We start from the raw sequence: 19837 nt of genomic DNA, 5'->3' as shown, positions 1-19837 counted from the left end.
CGCGCGTACAGCGCCGAGGCGTCCGCCGCCACGAGCGCGGGCAGGTTGGTCTCGCCGACGATCGTCACGCCGTGCGCCTGCACGATCTGTCCGGGCACCGTCAGCGCGCAGTTGCCGCCGTTGGCCGCCGCCAGGTCCACGACCACTGAACCGGGCTTCATGGACTGCACCATCTCCGCCGACACCAGCTTCGGTGCCGGGCGTCCGGGAATGAGCGCGGTGGAAATCACCACGTCGGCCGCCGCCACGCGCTTGGCCACCTCGGCGCGCTGGCGCGCGAGCCAGCTCTCGGGCATCGGCCGCGCATAGCCGCCCACGCCCTCGGCCGCTTCCTTCTCCTCGGCCGTCTCGTAGGGCACGTCGATGAACTTGGCGCCCAGCGACTCGACCTGCTCCTTCACGGAGGGGCGCACGTCGGAGGCCTCGATCACGGCGCCGAGCCGCTTGGCCGTGGCGATGGCCTGCAGCCCTGCCACGCCCACGCCCAGGATCACCACGCGCGCGGCCTTCACGGTGCCGGCGGCGGTCATGAGCATCGGGAAGAACTTCTGGTAGCGGTCGGCCGCGATGATCACGGCCTTGTAGCCGGCGATGTTGGCTTGGGATGAGAGCACGTCCATGCTCTGCGCACGCGTCGTGCGCGGGGCGGCCTCCAGCGCGAAGCCGGTCACGCCGGCAGCGGCCAGACGCTCCAGGCCTTCGCGGTCGAAGGGATTGAGCATGCCGACCACCGTCGCGCCGCGCTTCATGAGCGGCAGCTCCTCGGCGGACGGCGAGCGCACCTTGAGCACCAGGTCGCAGCCCAGCGCCGCTTTGGCGTCCACGATCTCGGCGCCCACCGCGGCGTAGGCCGCATCGGGCGCGGCAGCGGCCAGGCCGGCACCGGACTGCACGAAGAGCTGGTGCCCTTGCGCCTTGAGCTTTTTCGCGGTCTCCGGCGTCACCGCGACCCGGGTCTCTCCCGCCGCCGTCTCCAGCGGCACTCCGATCAGCATGGCTTGTCTCCTTCCATGATCGTGAAAATTTCACATTACGCTCTTCTATACCACCTTATAGAAAGCTACGGACCAAAATCCGGCCTTGGTAAGGTGCGGGCGTTGGTCGGAAGCTACCATCGCGCCCATGTCAGAACGATGGAAACCCAACGTCACCGTCGCGGCGCTCATCGGCAAGGTGGTCGATGGGGAGCATCGCTTCCTGCTCGTGGAGGAGCACACGGCCGAGGGATTGCGCCTGAACAACCCGGCCGGCCATCTCAACCCGGGTGAATCGCTGCTGCAAGGCGTGGCGCGCGAGGTTCTGGAAGAGACCGGCTGCGTGTTCGTGCCCACGCAGCTCGTGGGCGTGTACCTCTCGCGCGTGTACCGGCAGGGCACGGGCGAGGACATCACCTACCTGCGCTTCGCCTTCGCCGGTACGGCCAGCGCGCCGCAGCCCGGCTGGGTACTCGATGAGGGCATCGTGCGCACGCTGTGGATGACGCCGGCCGAGATCCGCGCCAACACCCACCGCCACCGCAACCCGCTGCTGATGCGGGGCATCGAGGACTACCTGTCGGGCAAGCGTTACCCGATGGACCTCATCACCACCGACCCCAGCGTCTTCGCGCCCCAGATCAAGGCATGAGCAGTACCGAGCTTTCTTCGACCGCCGCCCCGGCGGTGCACACCGGCGCGCGGCCCCGGCGCGTGGTGGTGGGCCTCAGCGGCGGGGTGGACTCCGCCGTCAGCGCCTGGCTGCTCAAGCAGCAGGGCCACGAGGTGGTCGGCATCTTCATGAAGAACTGGGAAGACGACGACAACAGCGAGTTCTGCTCGTCGCGCCAGGACTTCATCGACGCCGCCAGCGTGGCCGAGGTCATCGGCATCGAGATCGAGCACGTCAACTTCGCCGCCGAGTACAAGGACCGCGTCTTCGCCGAGTTCCTGCGCGAGTACCAGGCCAACCGCACGCCCAACCCTGACGTGCTGTGCAACGCCGAGATCAAGTTCAAGGCCTTCCTGGACCACGCCATGCGCCTGGGCGCCGAGAAGATCGCCACCGGCCATTACGCGCGAGTGCGCGAGGTGGCCGGCGAGTTCCAGCTGCTCAAGGGCCTGGACCCGCTCAAGGACCAGAGCTACTTCCTGCACCGCCTCAACCAGCCGCAGCTCTCGCGCACCCTGTTCCCCGTGGGCGAGCTGCCCAAGACCGAGGTGCGGCGCATCGCCACCGAGGCCGGCCTGCCCAACGCCAAGAAGAAGGACTCCACCGGCATCTGCTTCATCGGCGAGCGCCCGTTCCGCGAGTTCCTCAACCGCTACCTTTCCAACCAGCCCGGGCCGATCAAGGACGCGCGCGGCCGCAAGATCGGCGAACACGTGGGCCTGAGCTTCTACACCCTTGGACAGCGGCAGGGCCTGGGCATCGGCGGCGTGAAGGAGAAGGGCGCTCCCCGCGGTGGTGGTGAGCATGAACCCTGGTACGTTGCGCGCAAGGACCCGGCTACCAACACGCTCTACGCGGTGCAGGGCCACGACCACCCCTGGCTGCTGAGCCGCTCGCTGGTGGCGCAGGACTTGAGCTGGGTGGCGGGCCGCACGCCCGCACCCGGCGCGCTGGCAGCCAAGACGCGCTACCGCCAGTCCGACGCCCCTTGCCGGCTGTCGCTGCCCGCGCCGGACGCGGTCGCGCTGCATTTCGATCAGCCGCAGTGGGCCGTCACGCCGGGCCAGTCGGCCGTGCTCTATGACGGCGAGGTCTGCCTGGGCGGCGGCGTCATCGCCACGGCCAGCCCGGACTGACGGGACGTGCCGGCCGTCCGCCAGAGGCCGGCTTAATCCCTTCGGCGCACAGGGACCGGACAGTTCATGCGCTTACCGCATGAACAAGCACTTAACCCTTCGTTGGCTCATCAAACGCGGCTTCAAATAATCCCAGCGAGCATCAATAACGGGAGCCGCCATGAATTTCCAGCAACTGCGATCCGTGCGCGAGGCCGTACGCTGCGGCTTCAACCTGACCGAAGTCGCCCAGGCCCTGCACACCTCGCAGCCCGGCGTGAGCCGCCAGATCCGCGAGCTGGAGCAGGAGCTGGGCATCGAGATCTTCGTGCGCCAGGGCAAGCGCCTCACGGGGCTGACCGCGCCCGGGCGCGCCCTGCTGCCGGTGGTGGAGCGGCTGCTCACCGAGGCGCAGAACCTGCACCGCATCGGCGAGGACTTCAGCAAGGGCGACGTGGGCACGCTCTCCATTGCCGCCACGCACTCGCAGGCGCGCTACGCGCTGCCGGCGGTGGTGCGCGACTTCCAGTCCCGCCATCCCGGCGTGAGCCTCAAGCTGCACCAGGGCTCGCCGCAGCAGATCGCGCAGATGCTGGCCAGCGGCGAGGCCGACATCGGCATCGCCACGCAGTCGCTGGCCGAGCAGGACGGGCTGGTGGCGCTCTCGTGCTACCGCTGGACGCACTCGGTGGTGGTGCCGCCGGAGCACGAGCTGCTGCAGGGCCCGTTGACGCTGCAACGGCTGGCGGCCTACCCGCTGATCACCTACGACGTCGGCTACACAGGCCGCGGCACCATCGACGACGCCTTCCGCCGCGCTGGGCTGAACATGCAGCTGGTGCTCAGCGCCATGGACGCTGACGTGATCAAGACCTACGTGGGCCTGGGCATGGGCGTGGGCATCGTGGCCTCCATCGCCTTCGACGAGGAGCGCGACCAGCCGCTGCGGGCCATCGATGCGCGGCACCTGTTCGCCATCAACACCACCAGCATCGGCCTGCGCCGCGGCGCGCTGCTGCGCGCCTACGCCTACGACTTCATCCAGTCCTTCGCGCCGCACCTGAAGCCCGAGATCGTGATGCAGGCCCAGGCCACGCGCGCCTCGGCGGCCGAGCCGGCGCCGCTTTAAAGCCGGACGCTCAGCCCTCGAACTCGAACCGCCCCTCGGCCACCAGCGCCGACAGCGGCAGCCGCCCGCTGGGCTGCTCGCGCTCCTGCAGCGACGGCGGCAGCAGCGACGCCTCGCCGCGCCGGCCCAGCGCCACCACGGCGTGCAGCTCCACGTCCTTGGGCACGCCCAGCCGCTCGCGCGCCATGGCGCGGTCGAAGCCGCCCATCGCGTGCGCGTGCAGGTCCAGCGCCTGGGCCTGCAGCGCCAGGCTCATCCAGGCCGCGCCCGCGTCGAAGGCGTGCGAGACGATGGGCTGCGGTTGCTCCTTGCCGGGCACCACGCGCTGCGTGCGCGACAGCACCAGCACCAGCGCACCGGCCTGCGGCGCCCAGGCGCGGTTGCCCTCGGCCAGCGTGGAGGCCAGCGTCTCGAAGGCCGGCGTGCCGCGCAGGCCATAGACGAAGCGCCAGGGCTGCAGGTTGGAGCCCGAGGGCGCCCAGCGCGCGGCTTCCAGGATCGTCATCAGCGTGGCCCGCTCCAGCGCCTCGCCGGTGAAGGCGCGGGGCGACCAGCGCTCGGTGAACTGGGGATCGATACGGAAATCGGGCTGGCGCACGTCGGTCATGGGCGGCATCGCAGGGTGATTGAGGAAGGGCGGCAGTGTGCCGCGCGCAACCACTCGTTTCAGGCGTGGGGGAACCCCGGCGCCGCGCCCGCCGGGTCCAGTACCCGCTGCAGGAAGGCGCGCGTGCGCGCCCTGCGCGGCGCCTCGAAGAACTGCGCCGCCGGCGCCTCCTCGACGATCTGCCCCTCGTCCATGAACACCACGCGGTCGGCCACCGCGCGCGCGAAGCCCATCTCGTGGGTGACGCACAGCATGGCCTGGCCCTGGTCGGCCAGCGCGCGCATCACGTCCAGCACCTCCTGCACCATCTCCGGGTCCAGCGCCGACGTGGGCTCGTCGAACAGCAGCAGCCGCGGCGCCTGCACCAGCGCCCGCGCGATGGCCACCCGCTGCTGCTGCCCGCCCGAGAGCTGCAGCGGGTATTTATCCGCCTGCTCCGCCACCTGCACCCGCGCCAGTTGCGCCAGGGCGCGCTCGCGCACCTGCAGCCGAGGCTCGCCGGCCAGCTCGGGGCCCAGCGCCAGGTTCTCCAGCACGGTGAGGTGCGGGAACAGGTTGAACTGCTGGAACACCATCCCGACGCGCCGGCGCAGCGCCTGCAGCGCGCGCTCGTCCTCGCGCCGCCCGGGCTCGAACACCACGCCGTCCACCGTCAGCCGGCCCTCCTGGAACGACTCCAGCCGGTTCACGCAGCGCAGCAGCGTGGACTTGCCGCTGCCCGACGGCCCGCACAGCACCACGCGCTCGCCGGGCTGGATCGCCAGGTCGACGTCGCGCAGCACGTGCTGCGCTCCGAACCACTTGTTGACGCGCTCGAAGCGCACCAGCGGGGCGGGATCACGATCGTTCGCCATGTGTCTCAGCCTCCGCGCCGCCAGCGCGCTTCCGCCCAGCGCCCGCCGGCCGACATCGCGGCGCAGCCGATGAAATAGATCGCGGTCACGAACAGGTAGCCCTCCACCTTGAACGGCCGCCACACCGGGTCGCCGTTGAGCGCCAGGCCCAGCGCGCCGGTGAGCTCGTAGAGGCTGACGATGGTCACCAGCGAGCTGTCCTTGAAGGTCGAGATGAAGCTGTTGAGCAGCGCCGGCATCACCGCGCGCAGCGCCTGCGGCAGCAGCACCAGGCGCTGCACCTGCCACGGCGTCAGGCCCAGGCTGCGCGCGGCCTGGGCCTGCGCCAGCGGCACCGACTGCAGCCCGGCGCGGATGGTCTCGGCCAGGTACGCGGCGGCAAAGAGCGACAGCCCGGCGAGCACGCGCAGCAGCACGTCCGGGTTGCTTCCCGGCGGCAGCAGCAGCGGAAAGATGAAACTCGCCATGAACAGCACCGACACCAGCGGCACGCCGCGGACGAGCTCGATGTAGAGCGTGGCCAGCCCGCGCAGCAGCGGCGGCCCCGAGCGCCGCGCCAGCGCCAGCGCCACCGCAAGCGGAAAGGCCAGCGCGATGGCGACCAGCGCCAGCAGCAGCGTCAGCGGCAGTCCGCCCCACTGGTCGGTGGTCACCAGCGGCAGCCCCGCGAAGCCGCCGCGCAGCAGCCCCACGCCCGCCAGCAGTCCGGCGACCCAGCCCCAGGCCAGCGCGCGCCCGCCGCCGGGGCGGCCGCCGCGCAGCACGCTCCACAGCGCCAGTAGCCCCCACAGCGCCAGCGTCGCGGCGGGGCGCCAGTGCGCTTCGAAGGGATAGCGGCCGAACAGGATCAGCCGGTGCTTCTCCGCCACCACGCCCCAGCAGGCACCGTGGCCGCGCGCAGCTTGGCAAGCCTCGGCGTCGGGCGCCCACACCGCCTGCCACAGCGCCCAGTCCAGCAGGCGCGGCAGCGCCCAGGCCGCCAGCGCCAGGATCGCCAGCGTCACCGCGCCGCTGAGCCAGCCGCCGAAGAGCCGCTCGCGCAGCCGCGTGGCCAGCTCCGGCGGCGGGGGTGGGCGGCGCGCCGGGATGGGCTGGAAGTCGTCCCGCGGATCCATCAGCGCTCCCGGATGGCCGCGCGGCGGTCCAGCGCGTGCATCAGCGCTGCGGTCAGCAGCGAGGTGCACAGGTACACGGCCATGATCAGGCTGATGCACTCCAGCGCGCGCCCGGTCTGGTTCAGCGTGGTGTTGGCGATGGAGACCACGTCCGGATAGCCGATGGCCACGGCCAGCGAGGAGTTCTTGGTCAGGTTCAGGTACTGGTTCGCCAGCGGCGGGACGATCACCCGCAGCGCCTGCGGCAGCACCACGCGCCGCAGCACCTGCGCACGCGACAGGCCGATACTCAGCGCCGCCTCCGTCTGCCCGCGCGGCACGGCCAGCATGCCGCCGCGCACCACCTCGGCGATGAAGGCGGCGGTGTAGAGGCTCAGGCCGCCCCACAGCGCCACGAACTCGGGCGTGAGCGTGGCGCCGCCTTCCACCGCGAAGGGGCCGGGCTGCGGCAGGCTCCAGCCGCCTTCACCCGGCCAGGGCAGCGACAGCCCGCCCTTGCTGAGCAGGAACCACGAACCCAGCTGCAGCGGCTCGCCCGGATCGGGCAGGTACTCCACCAGCAGCAGGTACCAGAGCAGCAGCTGCACCAGCAGCGGCACGTTGCGGAACAGCTCGACGTAGAGGCCGGCCAGGCGGCTGAGCAGCGCGTTGCGCGACAGCCGCGCCAAGCCGATGGCGCCGCCCAGCAGCGAGGCCGTGGCGATGCCCGCCAGCGCCACGCGCAGCGTGTTGAGCACGCCCACCAGGAAGGCGCGGCCGTAGCTCTGCCCGGCGTCGAAGGCGATGGGTGCCTCGCCGATGTCGAAGCCCGCGGCGTCGCCGATGAAGTCCCAGCCGGCCTGGATGCCGCGCGCGGCCATGTTGGCCAGCGTGTTGCGCGCCAGCCAGGCCAGCAGCAGCGCCAGCGCGATCAGCACCAGCGCCTGCGCCAGCCGGGCGCGGGAAGTCGCTTTCATCCGTCGTTCAGTCCAGAAATGAGCCCGTTCAGGCTGAGCCTGCCGAAGGGCTCAGCGTGAACGGGGTTGGCGGATCAGCGCACCGGCGGCGCGTACAGCAGGCCGCCCTGGCTCCACAGCGCGTTCTTGCCGCGGGGCAGGCCCACGGGCGTCTTCTCGCCGACGTTGCGCTCGTAGATCTCGCCGTAGTTGCCCACGGCCTTGACGGCGCGCAGCAGCCAGTCGCGGTCCAGGCCCAGCAGCTTGCCCATGTCGTCGCTCTTGCCCAGCAGGCGCTGCACGACGGGGTCGGTGCTCTCGGCCTTGAGCTTGTCGGCATTGGCCTGGGTGATGCCGGCCTCCTCGGCCTCGATCAGCCCGTAGACGACCCACTTCACGACCGTGAACCACTCGTCGTCGCCGCGGCGCACCAGCGGGCCCAGCGGCTCCTTGGAAATCAGCTCGGGCAGGATCACGTGCTCCTTCGGGTCCTTGGCCTCGCGCGAGCGGATGGCGGCCAGCCCGGAGGCATCGGTGGTGTAGGCCTGGCAGCGGCCGGAGAAGTAGGCGGCGTTGGCGGCCTCGATCTTCTCGAACACCACGGGCTTGAGGTTCAGGTTGTTGGTGCGCGAGAAGTCGGTGAGGTTCTTCTCGGTGGTGGTGCCCGACTGCAGGCAGACGCTGGCGCCCTTGAGCTGCTTGGCGCTCTTCACCTTGGTCTTGGCCGGCACCATGAAGCCCTGGCCGTCGAAGAAGTTGATGGCGGTCTGCTGCAGGCCCAGCGAGGCGTCGCGCGTGAGCGTGAAGCTGGTGTTGCGCGAGAGCACGTCCACCTCGCCGGACTGCAGCGCCGTGAAGCGCTGCTGCGAGCTCAGCGGCACCCAGCGCACCTTGTCGGCGTCGCCCAGCACCGCGGCGGCGAAGGCTCGGCCGAAGTCCACGTCGAAGCCGCTCCAACGTCCCTGGCTGTCGGCGGCGGAGAAGCCCGCCACGCCCGTGCTCACGCCGACCACGACCTGGCCGCGCTGCTTGATGGCGTCAAGGGTCTTGCCGGCCAGCGCCGGCGCGGCAGTGAACGCCAGCGCGGCAGCCAGCGGGGCGAGGAGGGGAGTCAGGGTTTTCATGCGGGGAAGTATGCAGGGCGGGTGTCCGTGCCGCCGGGCCAGGTCCTTCGGCAATGAACGGCCCGCCGCGCGTGCCGTGGCGTCAGATCATCGCCGCCGGATCCTCCGGCTCCTCCGCCCGCTCCACGAAGCGCGTGACACGGCGCGGCAGCAGCCAGGCCTGGCTGCCGGGCTCCAGCTTGAGCTGTTCGCGCAGCGCCAGGTACTCCGCGCGCGGCAGCTCCACGTCGATGTAGCTCTCGTCGTCCAGGCGCCGGAACTCCAGCCGCGTGTTGGGCCCCACCGTCAGCGCCTGCTGCAGCCGCCCGGGCAGCGCGCCCGGGCGCGCCTCGCCCAGGATCTGCAGCTCGTGCGGGCGCACGTAGGTCATCGTGACCTCGCCCTCGCGCGCGGCACCGTGGTGGCCGGTGCGCCCGTGGAACAGGTTCACGTCGCCCAGGAACTGCAGCACGAAGGGCGTGGCCGGGTGGTCGTAGACCTCATCCGGACGCCCGTCCTGCTCGATGCGGCCCTGGTTCATCACCACGATGCGGTCCGCCACCTCCATGGCCTCTTCCTGATCGTGCGTGACGAAGACGCTGGTGACGTGCATCTCGTCGTGCAGCCGGCGCAGCCAGCGCCGCAGCTCCTTGCGCACCTTGGCGTCCAGCGCGCCGAAGGGTTCGTCCAGCAGCAGCACCTTGGGCTCCACCGCCAACGCGCGTGCCAGGGCGATGCGCTGCCGCTGCCCGCCCGAGAGCTGGTGCGGGTAGCGCTCGGCCAGCCAGTCCAGCTGCACCAGCTTCAGCAGCTCCATCACCTTGGCGCGGATCTGCGCCTCGCTCGGCCGCGTGGCGCGCGGGCGCACGCGCAGCCCGAAGGCGACGTTCTCGAAGATGTTCATCTGCGGGAACAGCGCGTAGTGCTGGAACACGAAGCCGACGTTGCGATCGCGCACCGCCGTGCGCGTGGCGTCGTCGCCGTGGAACAGCACGCTGCCGCTGTCGGGCTTCTCCAGCCCCGCGATGATCCGCAGCAGGGTGGTCTTGCCCGAGCCCGAGGGGCCCAGCAGCGCCACCAGCTCGCCGGAGTTGATGGTCAGGTTCAGGTTGTCGCAGACGGCCAGGCTGCCGAAGCGCTTGACGAGGTTCTTGACTTCAATGCTCATGGGACTTCACTCGCTCCGGCCGGCCTGCTTGAGCTGCGCCTTCACGCGCCGCTCGACGATGTACTTCAGTGCCAGCGTCACCAGCGCCAGCGCCGCCAGCAGCGAGGCCACGGCGAAGGCGGCGGCGAACTGGTACTCGTTGTAGAGAATCTCGATGTGCAGCGGCATGGTGTTGGTCTGGCCGCGGATGTGGCCCGAGACCACGCTCACCGCGCCGAACTCGCCCATGGCGCGCGCGTTGCACAGGATCACGCCGTACAGCAGCGCCCACTTCACGTTGGGCAGCGTCACGCGGCGGAAGGTCTGCCAGCCCGAGGCGCCCAGCACCGTAGCCGCCTCCTCCTGCTCCACGCCCTGCGCCTGCATCAGCGGGATGAGCTCGCGCGCCACGAAGGGGAAGGTGATAAACAGCGTGGCCAGCACGATCGCCGGCACGGCAAAGATGATCTTGATCTCGTGCAGCTGCAGCCACGCGCCCAGCCAGCCCTGCAAGCCGAAGACCAGGATGTAGATCAGGCCGGCAATCACCGGGCTGACCGAGAAGGGCAGGTCGATCAGCGTGAGCAGCAGGCTCTTGCCCCGGAACTCGAACTTCGCGATGGCCCAGGCGGCGGCCACGCCGAACACGAGGTTCAGCGGCACCGAGATGCCCGCGGCGATCAGCGTGAGCTTGATGGCCGCGGCGGCATCGGGCTCCACGATCGCCTCCAGGTAGACCTCGAAGCCCTTCTTGAAGGCCTCGATGAACACCAGCACCAGCGGCACGAACAGGAACAGCGTCAGGAAGACCAGCGCCACCGCGATGAGCGTGCGCCGCACCCAGGCCGGCTCGGTGGTCGGCGCGTCGGGGAAGCTGGAGGAAGAAGACATGGGGTTGCTCATCAGCGGCCCTCCCGGCGGCGGGACCAGGCCTGCAGCGAGTTGATCAGCAGCAGCATCACGAAGCTCGTCACCAGCATCACCACGGCGATGGCCGTGGCGCCGGGCACGTCGTACTGCTCCAGCTTGGAGATGATCATCAGCGGCGTGATCTCGCTGACCATGGGCAGGTTGCCGGCGATGAAGATCACGCTGCCGTACTCGCCTAGAGCGCGGGCGAAGGCCAGCGCGAAGCCGGTCAGCAGCGCGGGCGCCAGGATCGGCAGCGTCACGCGCGTGAAGCACTGCCAGCGCGTGGCGCCCAGCGTGGCGGCGGCTTCCTCCAGCTCGCGGCCCAGGTCCTCCAGCACCGGCTGCAGCGTGCGCACCACGAAGGGCAGCCCGATGAACAGCAGCGCCACGAACACGCCCAGCGGCGTGAAGCTGACCTTGAAGGGCAGGTACTGCCCGATCCAGCCGTTCTCGGCGTACAGCGCCGTGAGCGTGATGCCGGCCACGGCGGTGGGCAGCGCGAAGGGCAGGTCGACCAGCGCGTCCACCAGGCGCCGGCCGGGGAAGTCGTAGCGCACCAGCACCCAGGCGATCAGCAGGCCGAAGAAGGCGTTGACCAGCGCCGCGATGAAGGAGGCGCCGAAGGTCAGCCGGTAGGAGGCCACCACGCGCGGCGCGGCCACGGCGTCCCAGAAGCCCTCGGGCGTCATGGTCGCGGCCTTGAGGAAGGCCGAGGACAGCGGGATGAGCACCACGAGGCTGAGGTACAGCAGCGTGAAGCCCAGCGCCAGGTCGAAGCCCGGCAGCACGCTGTGGCGCTTGAGCAGGGTGCGGGAGAAGAGCATGACAAGCACAAGGCGCAGCCGCCCGGGAGAACGGATGCGCCTTGTCGGATAGGGAAACCGGGAATTCTGGCGCACGGGAGCAGGGCCGGCGCCGATGCGAGGGCGGGCGGCGCGCTGTCGGCCACCCGCGGGCGTGAATTACTTCTTGGCCATGATCTGGTCGTAGATGCCGCCGTCGTTGAAGTGCTCGGCCTGCGCCTTCTTCCAGCTGCCGAAGACCTCGTCCACCGTGAAGGTGGCGACGTTGGGGAAGTCCTTGGCGTGCGCGGCCAGCAGCTTGGCGTCGCGCGGACGCAGGTTGTGCTTCACGGCGATCTGCTGCGCCTCTTCCGACCAGAGGTACTTCAGGTAGGCCTCGGCCTGCTTGCGCGTGCCCTTGCGGTCCACCACCTTGTCGACGACGGCCACCGGGTTCTCCGCCAGCACGGTGCGCGACGGGTAGACGAAGTCGAAGTTCTTGCCGAACTCCTCGACGATGGACTGCACCTCGCTCTCGAAGGTGCACAGCACGTCGCCGATGTTGCGCTGCGCGAAGGTGGTGGTGGCGGCACGGCCGCCGCCGTCGAACACCGGCACGTTGGCGAAGATCTTCTGGGTCAGCTCGCGCGCCTGCGCCGGGGTGCCGCCGCCCTTGATCACCGAGCCCCACACGCCCAGGTACGTGTAGCGGCCGTTGCCCGTGACCTTGGGGTTGGGAATGACGACGCTGATGCCGGGCTTGGCCAGGTCCGACCAGTCCTTGATGCCCTTGGGATTGCCCTTGCGCACCAGGAACATGGTCACCGAGGAGGTGGGCGCGGCGTTGTTGGGCAGGCGCTTGGCCCAGTCGGCAGCGATGAGGCCCTTGTCGGCCACCACGTCGATGTCCAGCGCCTGGTTCATGGTGATGACGTCGGCGTCCAGGCCCTCGATCACCGCGCGCGCCTGCTTGCTGGAGCCGCCGTGCGACTGGTTGAGCGTGATGTCCTCGCCGGCGGTCTTCTTCCAGTAGGCGGCGAAGGCCTTGTTGTAGTCCTTGTAGAACTCGCGCGCGACGTCGTAGCTGACGTTGAGCAGCGTCACCGGCGCGGCGTGCACGAGGGTGGGCAGGGCGCCGGCGAGCGCGGCGGCCGGGGCTCCGAGGACGAGGCGGCGGCGCAGGGGATTGCGAACGGTCATGGCGGCAGGGGCCCCGCGAAAGCGGGATGGATTTATTCGACGGCGGCGATGGTAGGCGAGGCCGCCGAGCCGCCCCAAGGAAAGGATTTTCAGAAGCTTATGCCCGGCCCGCCCCCGGGCCGGGGCGCCGCCGGGCCCCGGAGCGCGCCGCAGGGCGTTGGCCGTGAGCTGCGTGGCTTCGAAAACCGCTTCGTCACTCCCGCGCAGGCGGGAGTCCAGGCGGCCCCCAAGCCGCCGCAAGCAGATTGGGCAGAACGCCGGGGGCGGGTCCTGGTTCTCGACTCAAGCCGCCTGCTGGAAGCGTGCCGGCCGCCGCGCTTCCAGGTGGTAGGCGCGGCCCACGTCCAGCGGCTGCGCCTGGAACTCCTCGCGCGTGAGCTCCACTTCCACATTGGCGCCGTCGGGGCGCTGGAAGCCCAGCCGCATGCGCGGGCCCATGCACAGCGCGTGCACCAGCGTCGCGGACAGGCGGCCGGGCGCGTGCTCGGGATGCACGGCGATCTCGTGCGAGCGCACCCACAGCGGCGTGCCGCCGTCGTCCAGGCGCTGCGCGTCGCCCAGGAACTGCAGCACGAAGGGGCTCGCCGGGCGGTCGTAGAGCTCCTGCGGGCGGCCCTCCTGCTCGATGCGGCCCTTGTTCATCACCACGATGCGGTCGGCCACCTCCATGGCCTCCTCCTGGTCGTGCGTGACGAAGACGCTGGTGACGTGCATGTCCTCGTGCAGCCGGCGCAGCCAGCGGCGCAGCTCCTTGCGCACCTGCGCGTCCAGCGCGCCGAAGGGCTCGTCCAGCAGCAGCACCTGCGGCTGCACCGCCAGGGCGCGCGCCAGGGCCACGCGCTGGCGCTGGCCGCCGGAGAGCTGCCCCGGATGCCGCCCGGCCAGCGCGCTGAGCTGCACGCGCTCCAGCAGCTCGTCCACGCGGCGGCGGACCTGCGCCTCGGACGGCCGCTGCGCGCGCGGCTGCACGCGCAGCCCGAAGGCCACGTTGTCGCGCACGCTCAGGTGGTTGAACAGCGCGTAGTGCTGGAACACGAAGCCCACGCGGCGCTCCTGCACCGGGGCGTCGGTGGCGTCCTCGCCGTGCATGAACACGCGCCCGGCATCGGGCGCCTCCAGCCCGGCCATGATGCGCAGCAGCGTGGTCTTGCCCGAGCCCGAGGGGCCCAGCAGCGCCACCATCTCGCCGGCGGGGATGTGCAGGTCCACGTTCTCGCACACCACGGTGGGGCCGAAGCGCTTGGAAATCTGGTGCAGCTGGATGCTCATGCGGCTCTCCGGTCCTTGCTTGCGTCGTGTTCGTTCAGGGGAAGGTCGGCAGGGTTCATCCGGCTCATGCGGCGGCTTCCGCAGCCTGTTGCGCGCGCAACTCGGCCTTGACCCGGCGCTCCACCAGCGCCTTGAGCACCAGCGTCACCAGGGCCAGCCCGGCCAGCAGCGAGGCCACGGCGAAGGCGGCGGCAAACTGGTACTCGTTGTAGAGAATCTCGATGTGCAGCGGCATGGTGTTGGTCACGCCGCGGATGTGGCCCGAGACCACGCTCACGGCGCCGAACTCGCCCATGGCGCGCGCGTTGCACAGGATCACCCCGTACAGCAGCGCCCACTTCACGTTGGGCACCGTCACGTGCCAGAAGGTCTGCCAGCCCGAGGCGCCCAGCACCAGCGCCGCTTCCTCCTGGTCCTTGCCCTGCGCCTGCATCAGCGGAATCAGCTCGCGCGCCACGAAGGGGAAGGTGACGAAGACGGTGGCTAGCACGATGCCCGGCACGGCGAAGATGACCTTCAGGTCCTGGTCCTGCAGCCAGGTGCCCAGCCAGCCCTGCAGGCCGAACACCAGCACGTAGATCAGGCCGGCGATGACGGGGCTGACCGAGAAAGGCAGGTCGATGAGCGTGAGCAGCACGCTCTTGCCGCGGAACTCGAACTTGGCGATGGCCCAGGCTGCCGCCACGCCGAAGACCAGGTTCAGCGGCACCGAGATCACGGCCGCCAGCAGCGTGAGCTTCACGGCCGCCAGCGCGTCGGGGTGCGAGATGGCGTCCAAGTACACGCCCACGCCCTTGGCGAAGGCCTGCACGAACACCGAGGCCAGCGGCACGAACAGGAACAGCGTGAGGAACAGCAGCGCCACGCCCGCCAGCAGGGCATTGGTCCAGCGCTGCCGGGCCTGGGATTTTTTCCGGCGCGCCGCGGCGGCGGGGCGGGGCAGGGCCGCGGCGCCCAGGGACACGGGGGAAACGGGCAGGACGGAACTCATGTCGTGGCTCCCTGGCGGCGGCGGGTCCAGGCCTGCAGCGCGTTGATGAGCAGCAGCAGCACGAAGCTGGCGACCAGCATCACCACGGCGATGGCCGTGGCGCCGTGGTAGTCGTACTGCTCCAGGCGGGTGATGATCAGCAGCGGCGTGATCTCGCTGACCATGGGCAGGTTGCCGGCGATGAAGATCACGCTGCCGTACTCGCCCAGCGCCCGGGCGAAGGCCAGCGTGAAGCCGGTGAGCAGCGCGGGCAGCAGCACCGGCAGCACCACCTTGAAGAAGGTCTGCGCGCGCGAGGCGCCCAGCGTCGCGGCCGCCTCCTCCACGCTGCGGTCCAGGTCCTCCAACACCGGCTGCAGCGTGCGCACCACGAAGGGCAGCCCGATGAAGACCAGCGCCACGAACACGCCCACCGGCGTGAAGGCGACCTTGAAGGGCAGGAACTGGCCGATCCAGCCGTTCTGCGCGTACAGCGCCGTCAGCGCGATGCCGGCGACGGCGGTGGGCAGCGCGAAGGGCAGGTCCACCAGCGCGTCGACGATGCGCTTGCCCGGCAGCTGCTGGCGCACCAGCACCCAGGCCACCAGCAGCCCGAACACCGCGTTGACCAGCGCCGCGGCCAGCGAAGCGCCGAAGGTCAGCCGGTAGGAGGCGAGCACGCGCGGCGAGCTCACTGCATCCCAGAAGGCCTGCAGCGTCATGCCCGAGGTCTTGATGAAGGCCGCCGACAGCGGCAGCAGCACGATGAGGCTCAGGTAGAGCAGCGTGAAGCCGAGTGCCAGGTTGAAGCCGGGCAGCACGCTGCGCTGCTTGAGCAGCAGGCGGGAAAGCATGGCGGCAGGCCCTTCAGGGAGTTACTTGCGGGCGAAGACGCGGTCGAAGGTGCCGCCGTCGGAGAAGTGCACCTGCTGCGCCTTGGCCCAGCCGCCGAAGGCCTCGTCGATGGTGAACAGCTTCAGCTGCGGGAACTGCTGGGCGTACTTGGCCGCGGCCTTCTGGTCCACCGGCCGGTAGTAGTGCTTGCCGACGATGTCCTGGCCTTCGGGCGTGTAGAGGAAGTCCAGGTAGGCCTGCGCCGCGGCGCGGGTGCCCTTCTTGTCCACGACCTTGTCCACCACGGCCACCGGCGGCTCGGCCAGGATGGAGACGGAGGGCGCGACGATGTCGAACTTGCTGGGGCCCAGTTCCTTGAGCGCCAGCAGCGCCTCGTTCTCCCAGGCCAGCAGCACGTCGCCCAGGCCGCGCTCGACGAAGGTGGTGGTGGCGCCACGGGCGCCGCTGTCGAGCACCGGCACGTTGGCCAGCAGCTTGCCGACGAACTCCTGCGCCTTGGCCTCGGAGCCGTACTTCTTCTGGGCGTAGCCCCAGGCGGCGAGGTAGTTCCAGCGCGCGCCGCCGGAGGTCTTGGGATTGGGGGTGATGACGGAGACGCCGGGCTTGACCAGGTCGTCCCAGTCCTTGATCGCCTTCGGGTTGCCCTTGCGCACCAGGAACACGATGGTGGAGCGGTACGGGGCGCTGTTCTGCGGCAGGCGCTTCTGCCAGTCGGGCGGCAGTAGCTTGGCCTTGGCGGCGATCTCGTCGATGTCGTAGGCCAGCGCCAGCGTCACCACGTCGGCCTCCAGGCCGTCGATGACCGAGCGCGCCTGCTTGCCCGAGCCGCCGTGCGACTGCTTGATGTCGATCTTGTCGCCAGTCTTGGCCTGGTACTGCTTGGCGAAGGCGGCGTTGACGTCCTGGTAGAGCTCGCGCGTGGGGTCGTAGGAGACGTTGAGCAGCGCGATGTCGCGGGCGTTGGCGCCAAGGGCCGCCACGGCCAGCAGCGCGCTCAAGAACAGCGATTTCATGAAGGTCCTCCTTGGATGCATGAGGGCATCCTAGGAAGGCCCCCCAGGCGGACCAACGAATGTTTGCGCGCTTGCTTATGCGCCGGGCACAGCCGTGCGCGGCGAAGGTGTCAGGCGTTACCGGACATGGCGCGCACGCGCGCCGGCAGGGCGGCGACGGCGGCGTCGCCCACCTGCGGTTTCAGGCTGCCCTCGCGCGCAGCCTGCAGCAGCCGCGCCAGCAGCCCCGGCTGCGGGGTGAGCACGCCGAAGTACAGCACCGTGTCGCCGCGGGCCACGAGCAGCGTGGGGAAATTCTCGACGTCGATGTCCTCGACCACGTCCGCGTCGTCCTCGATGTCCACCCAGATGAAATGCTCGCCCGGCGGGGCGGCGTCGCGGGCGGCGTCGAAGACGGGCAGGTATTCCTTGCAGGTGCCGCACCAGGCGGCACACAGGCAGGCGACGAGCAGGGGTTCGGAAGCGGAGGACATGGGCTCCAAGTGTGGCAAAGGTCGCGCGGGCCCCGGACGTGAAAAAGCGGCCCTCGGGCCGCTTATTGATCCAGGTGAAGACCGGGCTCAGAACGGGATGTCGTCGTCCATGTCGTCGAAGCCGGTGGCCGGGCGCTGCTGAGGCGCGGGCGCCGGACGCTGCGGGGCCGGACGCGGGGCCGCGGCGCGCGGGGCGGGCGCTGCGCCGCCGCCGTCCATGTCGTCGCCGCCGCGGGCCGGGGCGCGGTTGTAGCCGCCGCGGCTGCCGCCACCGCCGCCCATGCCCATGCCGCCACCGCCCATGTCGTCGCCGCCGCCCATGCCTTCACGGCCGCCCAGCAGCTGCATCTGCTCGGCCACGATGTCCACGGTGTTGCGCTCGATGCCGTCCTTGTCGGTGTACTTGCCGTACTTCAGGCGGCCTTCGACGTACACGGGACGGCCCTTCTTGAGGTACTCGCCGGCGATCTCGGCCAGGCGCTCGTAGAAGGTCACGCGGTGCCACTGGGTGTCTTCCACCGTCTCGCCGGTGTTGCGGTCCTTGCGGCGGCTGGAGGTGGCGACCGAGACGTTGCAGATGGCCGTGCCCTGGGGCGTGTAGCGCACTTCCGGGTCGCGCCCGCAATTGCCGATGAGGATGACTTTGTTGACGCTGGCCATGGGACGCTCCTGCGCGATGATCTGTACGTAAACGCAGGATTGTGCCGCAAGCCCCCTGCCGCACCCGGGCCGGGGCCTTGGGCCAACCCTCCGGAAAGGCCCGCCGCGGGCGGCCGGTTACCATCGCCGGCTTCCCGCACCATGGCCGCCCTTCCCGATTCCTCCCCCGCGCTGCAGGTGCTGCAGCAGGTCTTTGGCTACACCGCCTTCCGCGGGTCGCAGGCCGCCATCGTCGAGCGCGTCGTCGACGGCGGCGACGCGCTGGTGCTCATGCCCACCGGCGGTGGCAAGAGCCTGTGCTACCAAGTGCCGGCCATCGTGCGGCACCGCCAGGGCCAGGGCGTGGCCGTCGTCGTGAGCCCGCTCATCGCGCTGATGCACGACCAGGTCGGCGCGCTCGAAGAAGCCGGCGTGCACGCCGCCTACCTCAACTCCACGCTCTCCAGCGAGCAGGCACAGCAGGTGGAGCGCGAGCTGCGCAGCGGGCGCCTGGTGCTGCTGTACGTCGCGCCGGAGCGGCTGCTCACGCCGCGCATGCTGGCGATGCTCGACTCGCTGCACGAGCGCTCCCTGCTGAGCCTCTTCGCCATCGACGAGGCGCACTGCGTCAGCCAGTGGGGACACGACTTCCGCGAGGAATACCTGGGCCTGTCGGCGCTGCACGAGCGCTACCCCGGCGTGCCGCGCGTGGCGCTCACGGCCACGGCCGACGACCACACGCGGCGCGACATCGTGGAGCGGCTGCAGCTGGAGGACGCGGCGGCCTTCGTCAGCAGCTTCGACCGGCCCAACATCCGCTACGCCATCGTCGAGAAGGACAACCCGCGCGCACAGCTGCTGCGCTTCATCCGCGACGAGCACGAGGGCGAGGCCGGCGTCGTCTACTGCCAGAGCCGGCGCAAGGTGGAGGAAACCGCCGAGTGGCTGGAGCAGCAGGGCATCCGCGCGCTGCCCTACCACGCCGGGCTGGACGCCGACGTGCGCCGCCGCCACCAGGACCGCTTCCTGCGCGAGGAGGACCTGGTGATGGTGGCCACCATCGCCTTCGGCATGGGCATCGACAAGCCCGACGTGCGCTTCGTGGCGCACCTGGACCTGCCCAAGAACATCGAGGCCTACTACCAGGAAACCGGCCGGGCCGGCCGCGACGGCGAGGCCGCCGACGCCTGGATGACCTACGGCCTGGCCGACGTGGTCAACCAGCGCCGCATGATCGACGAGAGCGACGCCGAGGAAGACTTCAAGCGCCTGCAGCGCGCCAAGCTCGATGCGCTGCTGGCCCTGGCCGAGGCCCACGACTGCCGCCGCGTGCGGCTGCTGGCCTATTTCGGCGAGGCCAGCCGGCCCTGCGGCAACTGCGACAACTGCCTGCACCCGCCGCGCACCTGGGACGCCACCGAGGCCGCGCGCAAGGCGCTGTCCTGCATCTACCGCTTCGCGCAGCACGGCGGCGGCTTCGGGCCCTCGCGCTTCGGCGCCGGCCAGCTCCTGGACGTGCTGCGCGGCAAGCGCACCGAGAAGGTGGCGCAGTACGGGCACGACAAGCTCTCCACCTTCGGCATCGGCGCGGACCTGTCCGAGGCGCAGTGGCGCGGCGTGCTGCGCCAGCTCGTGGCGCTGGGCCACGTGCAGGCCGAGGGCGAGTTCAACACGCTCGCGCTCACGGCCAGCGCGCGCGCGGTGCTCAAGGGCGAGGTGCCCATCGTGCTGCGCGAGCCGCGCGAGCCCACTCCCCGCACCCGCGGCACGCGCGCCAGCCGCGCCGAGCGCGGCGAGCGGGTGCCGGCCGCGGCCGCGACGCTGGACGCCGCGGGCCAGGAGCGCTTCGCCAAGCTCAAGGCCTGGCGCGCCGAGGTGGCGCGCGAGCACGGGCTGCCGGCCTACGTGATCTTCCACGACGCCACGCTGGCGCAGATGGCCGCCGAGTGCCCGGACTCGCTGCAGGCGCTGGGCCACATCAGCGGCGTGGGTGCCAAGAAGCTCGAAGCCTACGGGCGCGAGATCCTGCGCGTGCTGGAGCGCTGAGCCCGGGCTGACGCGCTGCCGGGCGC

20 protein-coding genes are annotated in these 19837 nt (G+C 70.5%); 4 read left to right on the top strand and 16 right to left on the bottom strand.

Annotated elements, in window-relative coordinates; all coding sequences use genetic code 11:
• Positions 1-995, bottom strand: a 995-nt coding sequence (locus H537_RS0104925) for a Re/Si-specific NAD(P)(+) transhydrogenase subunit alpha (RefSeq protein WP_028997011.1), incomplete at its 3' end; no start/stop codon positions are given.
• A gap of 127 nt (positions 996-1122) precedes the next feature.
• Between H537_RS0104925 and H537_RS0104920 the strand changes: the two genes are divergently transcribed.
• The 3 genes from H537_RS0104920 to H537_RS0104910 all read left to right on the top strand — a co-directional run bounded on the left by H537_RS0104920 (position 1123) and on the right by H537_RS0104910 (position 3891).
• On the top strand, positions 1123-1626 hold the full coding sequence (locus H537_RS0104920) for an NUDIX hydrolase (protein WP_028997010.1): 504 nt from the start codon (positions 1123-1125) through the stop codon (positions 1624-1626).
• The gene (gene mnmA, locus H537_RS0104915; RefSeq protein ID WP_051241858.1) at positions 1623-2783 is read left to right on the top strand and encodes a tRNA 2-thiouridine(34) synthase MnmA; all 1161 of its coding nucleotides are present in this window, start codon (positions 1623-1625) and stop codon (positions 2781-2783) included. The genes H537_RS0104920 and mnmA overlap by 4 nt, the downstream gene beginning before the upstream one ends.
• A 160-nt stretch (positions 2784-2943) precedes the next feature.
• Positions 2944-3891, top strand: a complete 948-nt coding sequence (locus H537_RS0104910) for a CysB family HTH-type transcriptional regulator (RefSeq protein WP_028997008.1) — start codon at positions 2944-2946, stop codon at positions 3889-3891.
• Between the two features lie 10 nt (positions 3892-3901).
• Here H537_RS0104910 and H537_RS0104905 read toward each other — a convergent pair whose 3' ends face one another.
• The 15 genes from H537_RS0104905 to ssb all read right to left on the bottom strand — a co-directional run bounded on the left by H537_RS0104905 (position 3902) and on the right by ssb (position 17786).
• The gene (locus tag H537_RS0104905) at positions 3902-4498 is read right to left on the bottom strand and encodes a nitroreductase family protein (RefSeq protein WP_028997007.1); all 597 of its coding nucleotides are present in this window, start codon (positions 4496-4498) and stop codon (positions 3902-3904) included.
• A 59-nt stretch (positions 4499-4557) separates the two neighbouring features.
• On the bottom strand, positions 4558-5352 hold the full coding sequence (locus H537_RS41220) for an amino acid ABC transporter ATP-binding protein (RefSeq protein WP_051241854.1): 795 nt from the start codon (positions 5350-5352) through the stop codon (positions 4558-4560).
• Positions 5353-5357: 5 nt separating this feature from the next.
• Positions 5358-6467 (bottom strand): amino acid ABC transporter permease, encoded by a 1110-nt coding sequence (locus H537_RS41215; protein ID WP_084150431.1) that lies wholly within the window; start codon positions 6465-6467, stop codon positions 5358-5360.
• Positions 6467-7423 (bottom strand): amino acid ABC transporter permease, encoded by a 957-nt coding sequence (locus H537_RS0104890; RefSeq protein WP_028997006.1) that lies wholly within the window; start codon positions 7421-7423, stop codon positions 6467-6469. Before H537_RS0104890 ends, H537_RS41215 begins: the two co-directional genes overlap by 1 nt.
• Before the next feature lie 74 nt (positions 7424-7497).
• A complete protein-coding gene (locus H537_RS0104885; RefSeq protein WP_028997005.1) occupies positions 7498-8526 on the bottom strand; it encodes an amino acid ABC transporter substrate-binding protein in 1029 nt (342 codons plus the stop codon).
• An 82-nt stretch (positions 8527-8608) separates the two neighbouring features.
• Positions 8609-9673 carry a sulfate/molybdate ABC transporter ATP-binding protein gene (locus tag H537_RS0104880; RefSeq protein ID WP_028997004.1) on the bottom strand — a complete coding sequence of 355 codons (1065 nt, stop codon included), beginning with the start codon at positions 9671-9673 and terminating at the stop codon, positions 8609-8611.
• A 6-nt stretch (positions 9674-9679) separates the two neighbouring features.
• Positions 9680-10543, bottom strand: coding sequence for a sulfate ABC transporter permease subunit CysW (cysW, locus tag H537_RS0104875; protein ID WP_028997003.1), 864 nt, complete (start codon positions 10541-10543; stop codon positions 9680-9682).
• Between the two features lie 11 nt (positions 10544-10554).
• Positions 10555-11388 carry a sulfate ABC transporter permease subunit CysT gene (cysT, locus tag H537_RS0104870; protein ID WP_028997002.1) on the bottom strand — a complete coding sequence of 278 codons (834 nt, stop codon included), beginning with the start codon at positions 11386-11388 and terminating at the stop codon, positions 10555-10557.
• A gap of 138 nt (positions 11389-11526) precedes the next feature.
• Positions 11527-12546, bottom strand: coding sequence for a sulfate ABC transporter substrate-binding protein (locus H537_RS0104865; RefSeq protein ID WP_028997001.1), 1020 nt, complete (start codon positions 12544-12546; stop codon positions 11527-11529).
• A gap of 282 nt (positions 12547-12828) precedes the next feature.
• Positions 12829-13815: a sulfate/molybdate ABC transporter ATP-binding protein gene (locus tag H537_RS0104860; protein WP_028997000.1), complete on the bottom strand. Its 987-nt coding sequence runs from the start codon at positions 13813-13815 to the stop codon at positions 12829-12831.
• 64 nt (positions 13816-13879) lie between these two features.
• Positions 13880-14806 carry a sulfate ABC transporter permease subunit CysW gene (gene cysW / locus H537_RS41210; RefSeq protein ID WP_084150429.1) on the bottom strand — a complete coding sequence of 309 codons (927 nt, stop codon included), beginning with the start codon at positions 14804-14806 and terminating at the stop codon, positions 13880-13882.
• Positions 14803-15639 carry a sulfate ABC transporter permease subunit CysT gene (gene cysT, locus H537_RS0104850; RefSeq protein ID WP_028996999.1) on the bottom strand — a complete coding sequence of 279 codons (837 nt, stop codon included), beginning with the start codon at positions 15637-15639 and terminating at the stop codon, positions 14803-14805. The genes cysW (H537_RS41210) and cysT (H537_RS0104850) overlap by 4 nt, the downstream gene beginning before the upstream one ends.
• Positions 15640-15660: 21 nt before the next feature.
• On the bottom strand, positions 15661-16653 hold the full coding sequence (locus H537_RS0104845; protein WP_043458197.1) for a sulfate ABC transporter substrate-binding protein: 993 nt from the start codon (positions 16651-16653) through the stop codon (positions 15661-15663).
• Positions 16654-16763: 110 nt separating this feature from the next.
• The gene (locus H537_RS0104840; RefSeq protein ID WP_028996997.1) at positions 16764-17126 is read right to left on the bottom strand and encodes a thioredoxin family protein; all 363 of its coding nucleotides are present in this window, start codon (positions 17124-17126) and stop codon (positions 16764-16766) included.
• An 87-nt stretch (positions 17127-17213) separates the two neighbouring features.
• Positions 17214-17786 carry a single-stranded DNA-binding protein gene (gene ssb / locus H537_RS0104835; protein ID WP_028996996.1) on the bottom strand — a complete coding sequence of 191 codons (573 nt, stop codon included), beginning with the start codon at positions 17784-17786 and terminating at the stop codon, positions 17214-17216.
• 141 nt (positions 17787-17927) lie between these two features.
• On the opposite strand from ssb, the gene recQ reads away from it, so the two are divergent.
• Entirely contained in the window at positions 17928-19811 is a 1884-nt protein-coding gene (recQ, locus tag H537_RS0104830; protein WP_028996995.1) for a DNA helicase RecQ, read from the top strand.
• Positions 19812-19837: the final 26 nt, after the last annotated feature.

Source organism: Azohydromonas australica DSM 1124 (genome assembly GCF_000430725.1).
GTDB lineage: Bacteria > Pseudomonadota > Gammaproteobacteria > Burkholderiales > Burkholderiaceae_C > Azohydromonas > Azohydromonas australica.
This window is presented reverse-complemented; position numbering and strand designations above follow the sequence as displayed.

Excerpts from the sequence above, each read along its gene's own strand:
- H537_RS0104920 (WP_028997010.1), top strand. The coding sequence starts at position 1,123 with ATGTCAGAACGATGGAAACCCAACGTCACCGTCGCGGCGCTCATCGGC.
- mnmA (WP_051241858.1), top strand. The coding sequence starts at position 1,623 with ATGAGCAGTACCGAGCTTTCTTCGACCGCCGCCCCGGCGGTGCACACC.
- H537_RS0104910 (WP_028997008.1), top strand. The coding sequence starts at position 2,944 with ATGAATTTCCAGCAACTGCGATCCGTGCGCGAGGCCGTACGCTGCGGC.
- H537_RS0104905 (WP_028997007.1), bottom strand. The coding sequence starts at position 4,498 with ATGACCGACGTGCGCCAGCCCGATTTCCGTATCGATCCCCAGTTCACC.
- H537_RS41220 (WP_051241854.1), bottom strand. The coding sequence starts at position 5,352 with ATGGCGAACGATCGTGATCCCGCCCCGCTGGTGCGCTTCGAGCGCGTC.
- H537_RS41215 (WP_084150431.1), bottom strand. The coding sequence starts at position 6,467 with ATGGATCCGCGGGACGACTTCCAGCCCATCCCGGCGCGCCGCCCACCC.
- H537_RS0104890 (WP_028997006.1), bottom strand. The coding sequence starts at position 7,423 with ATGAAAGCGACTTCCCGCGCCCGGCTGGCGCAGGCGCTGGTGCTGATC.
- H537_RS0104885 (WP_028997005.1), bottom strand. The coding sequence starts at position 8,526 with ATGAAAACCCTGACTCCCCTCCTCGCCCCGCTGGCTGCCGCGCTGGCG.
- H537_RS0104880 (WP_028997004.1), bottom strand. The coding sequence starts at position 9,673 with ATGAGCATTGAAGTCAAGAACCTCGTCAAGCGCTTCGGCAGCCTGGCC.
- cysW (WP_028997003.1), bottom strand. The coding sequence starts at position 10,543 with ATGTCTTCTTCCTCCAGCTTCCCCGACGCGCCGACCACCGAGCCGGCC.
- cysT (WP_028997002.1), bottom strand. The coding sequence starts at position 11,388 with ATGCTCTTCTCCCGCACCCTGCTCAAGCGCCACAGCGTGCTGCCGGGC.
- H537_RS0104865 (WP_028997001.1), bottom strand. The coding sequence starts at position 12,546 with ATGACCGTTCGCAATCCCCTGCGCCGCCGCCTCGTCCTCGGAGCCCCG.
- H537_RS0104860 (WP_028997000.1), bottom strand. The coding sequence starts at position 13,815 with ATGAGCATCCAGCTGCACCAGATTTCCAAGCGCTTCGGCCCCACCGTG.
- cysW (WP_084150429.1), bottom strand. The coding sequence starts at position 14,806 with ATGAGTTCCGTCCTGCCCGTTTCCCCCGTGTCCCTGGGCGCCGCGGCC.
- cysT (WP_028996999.1), bottom strand. The coding sequence starts at position 15,639 with ATGCTTTCCCGCCTGCTGCTCAAGCAGCGCAGCGTGCTGCCCGGCTTC.
- H537_RS0104845 (WP_043458197.1), bottom strand. The coding sequence starts at position 16,653 with ATGAAATCGCTGTTCTTGAGCGCGCTGCTGGCCGTGGCGGCCCTTGGC.
- H537_RS0104840 (WP_028996997.1), bottom strand. The coding sequence starts at position 17,126 with ATGTCCTCCGCTTCCGAACCCCTGCTCGTCGCCTGCCTGTGTGCCGCC.
- ssb (WP_028996996.1), bottom strand. The coding sequence starts at position 17,786 with ATGGCCAGCGTCAACAAAGTCATCCTCATCGGCAATTGCGGGCGCGAC.
- recQ (WP_028996995.1), top strand. The coding sequence starts at position 17,928 with ATGGCCGCCCTTCCCGATTCCTCCCCCGCGCTGCAGGTGCTGCAGCAG.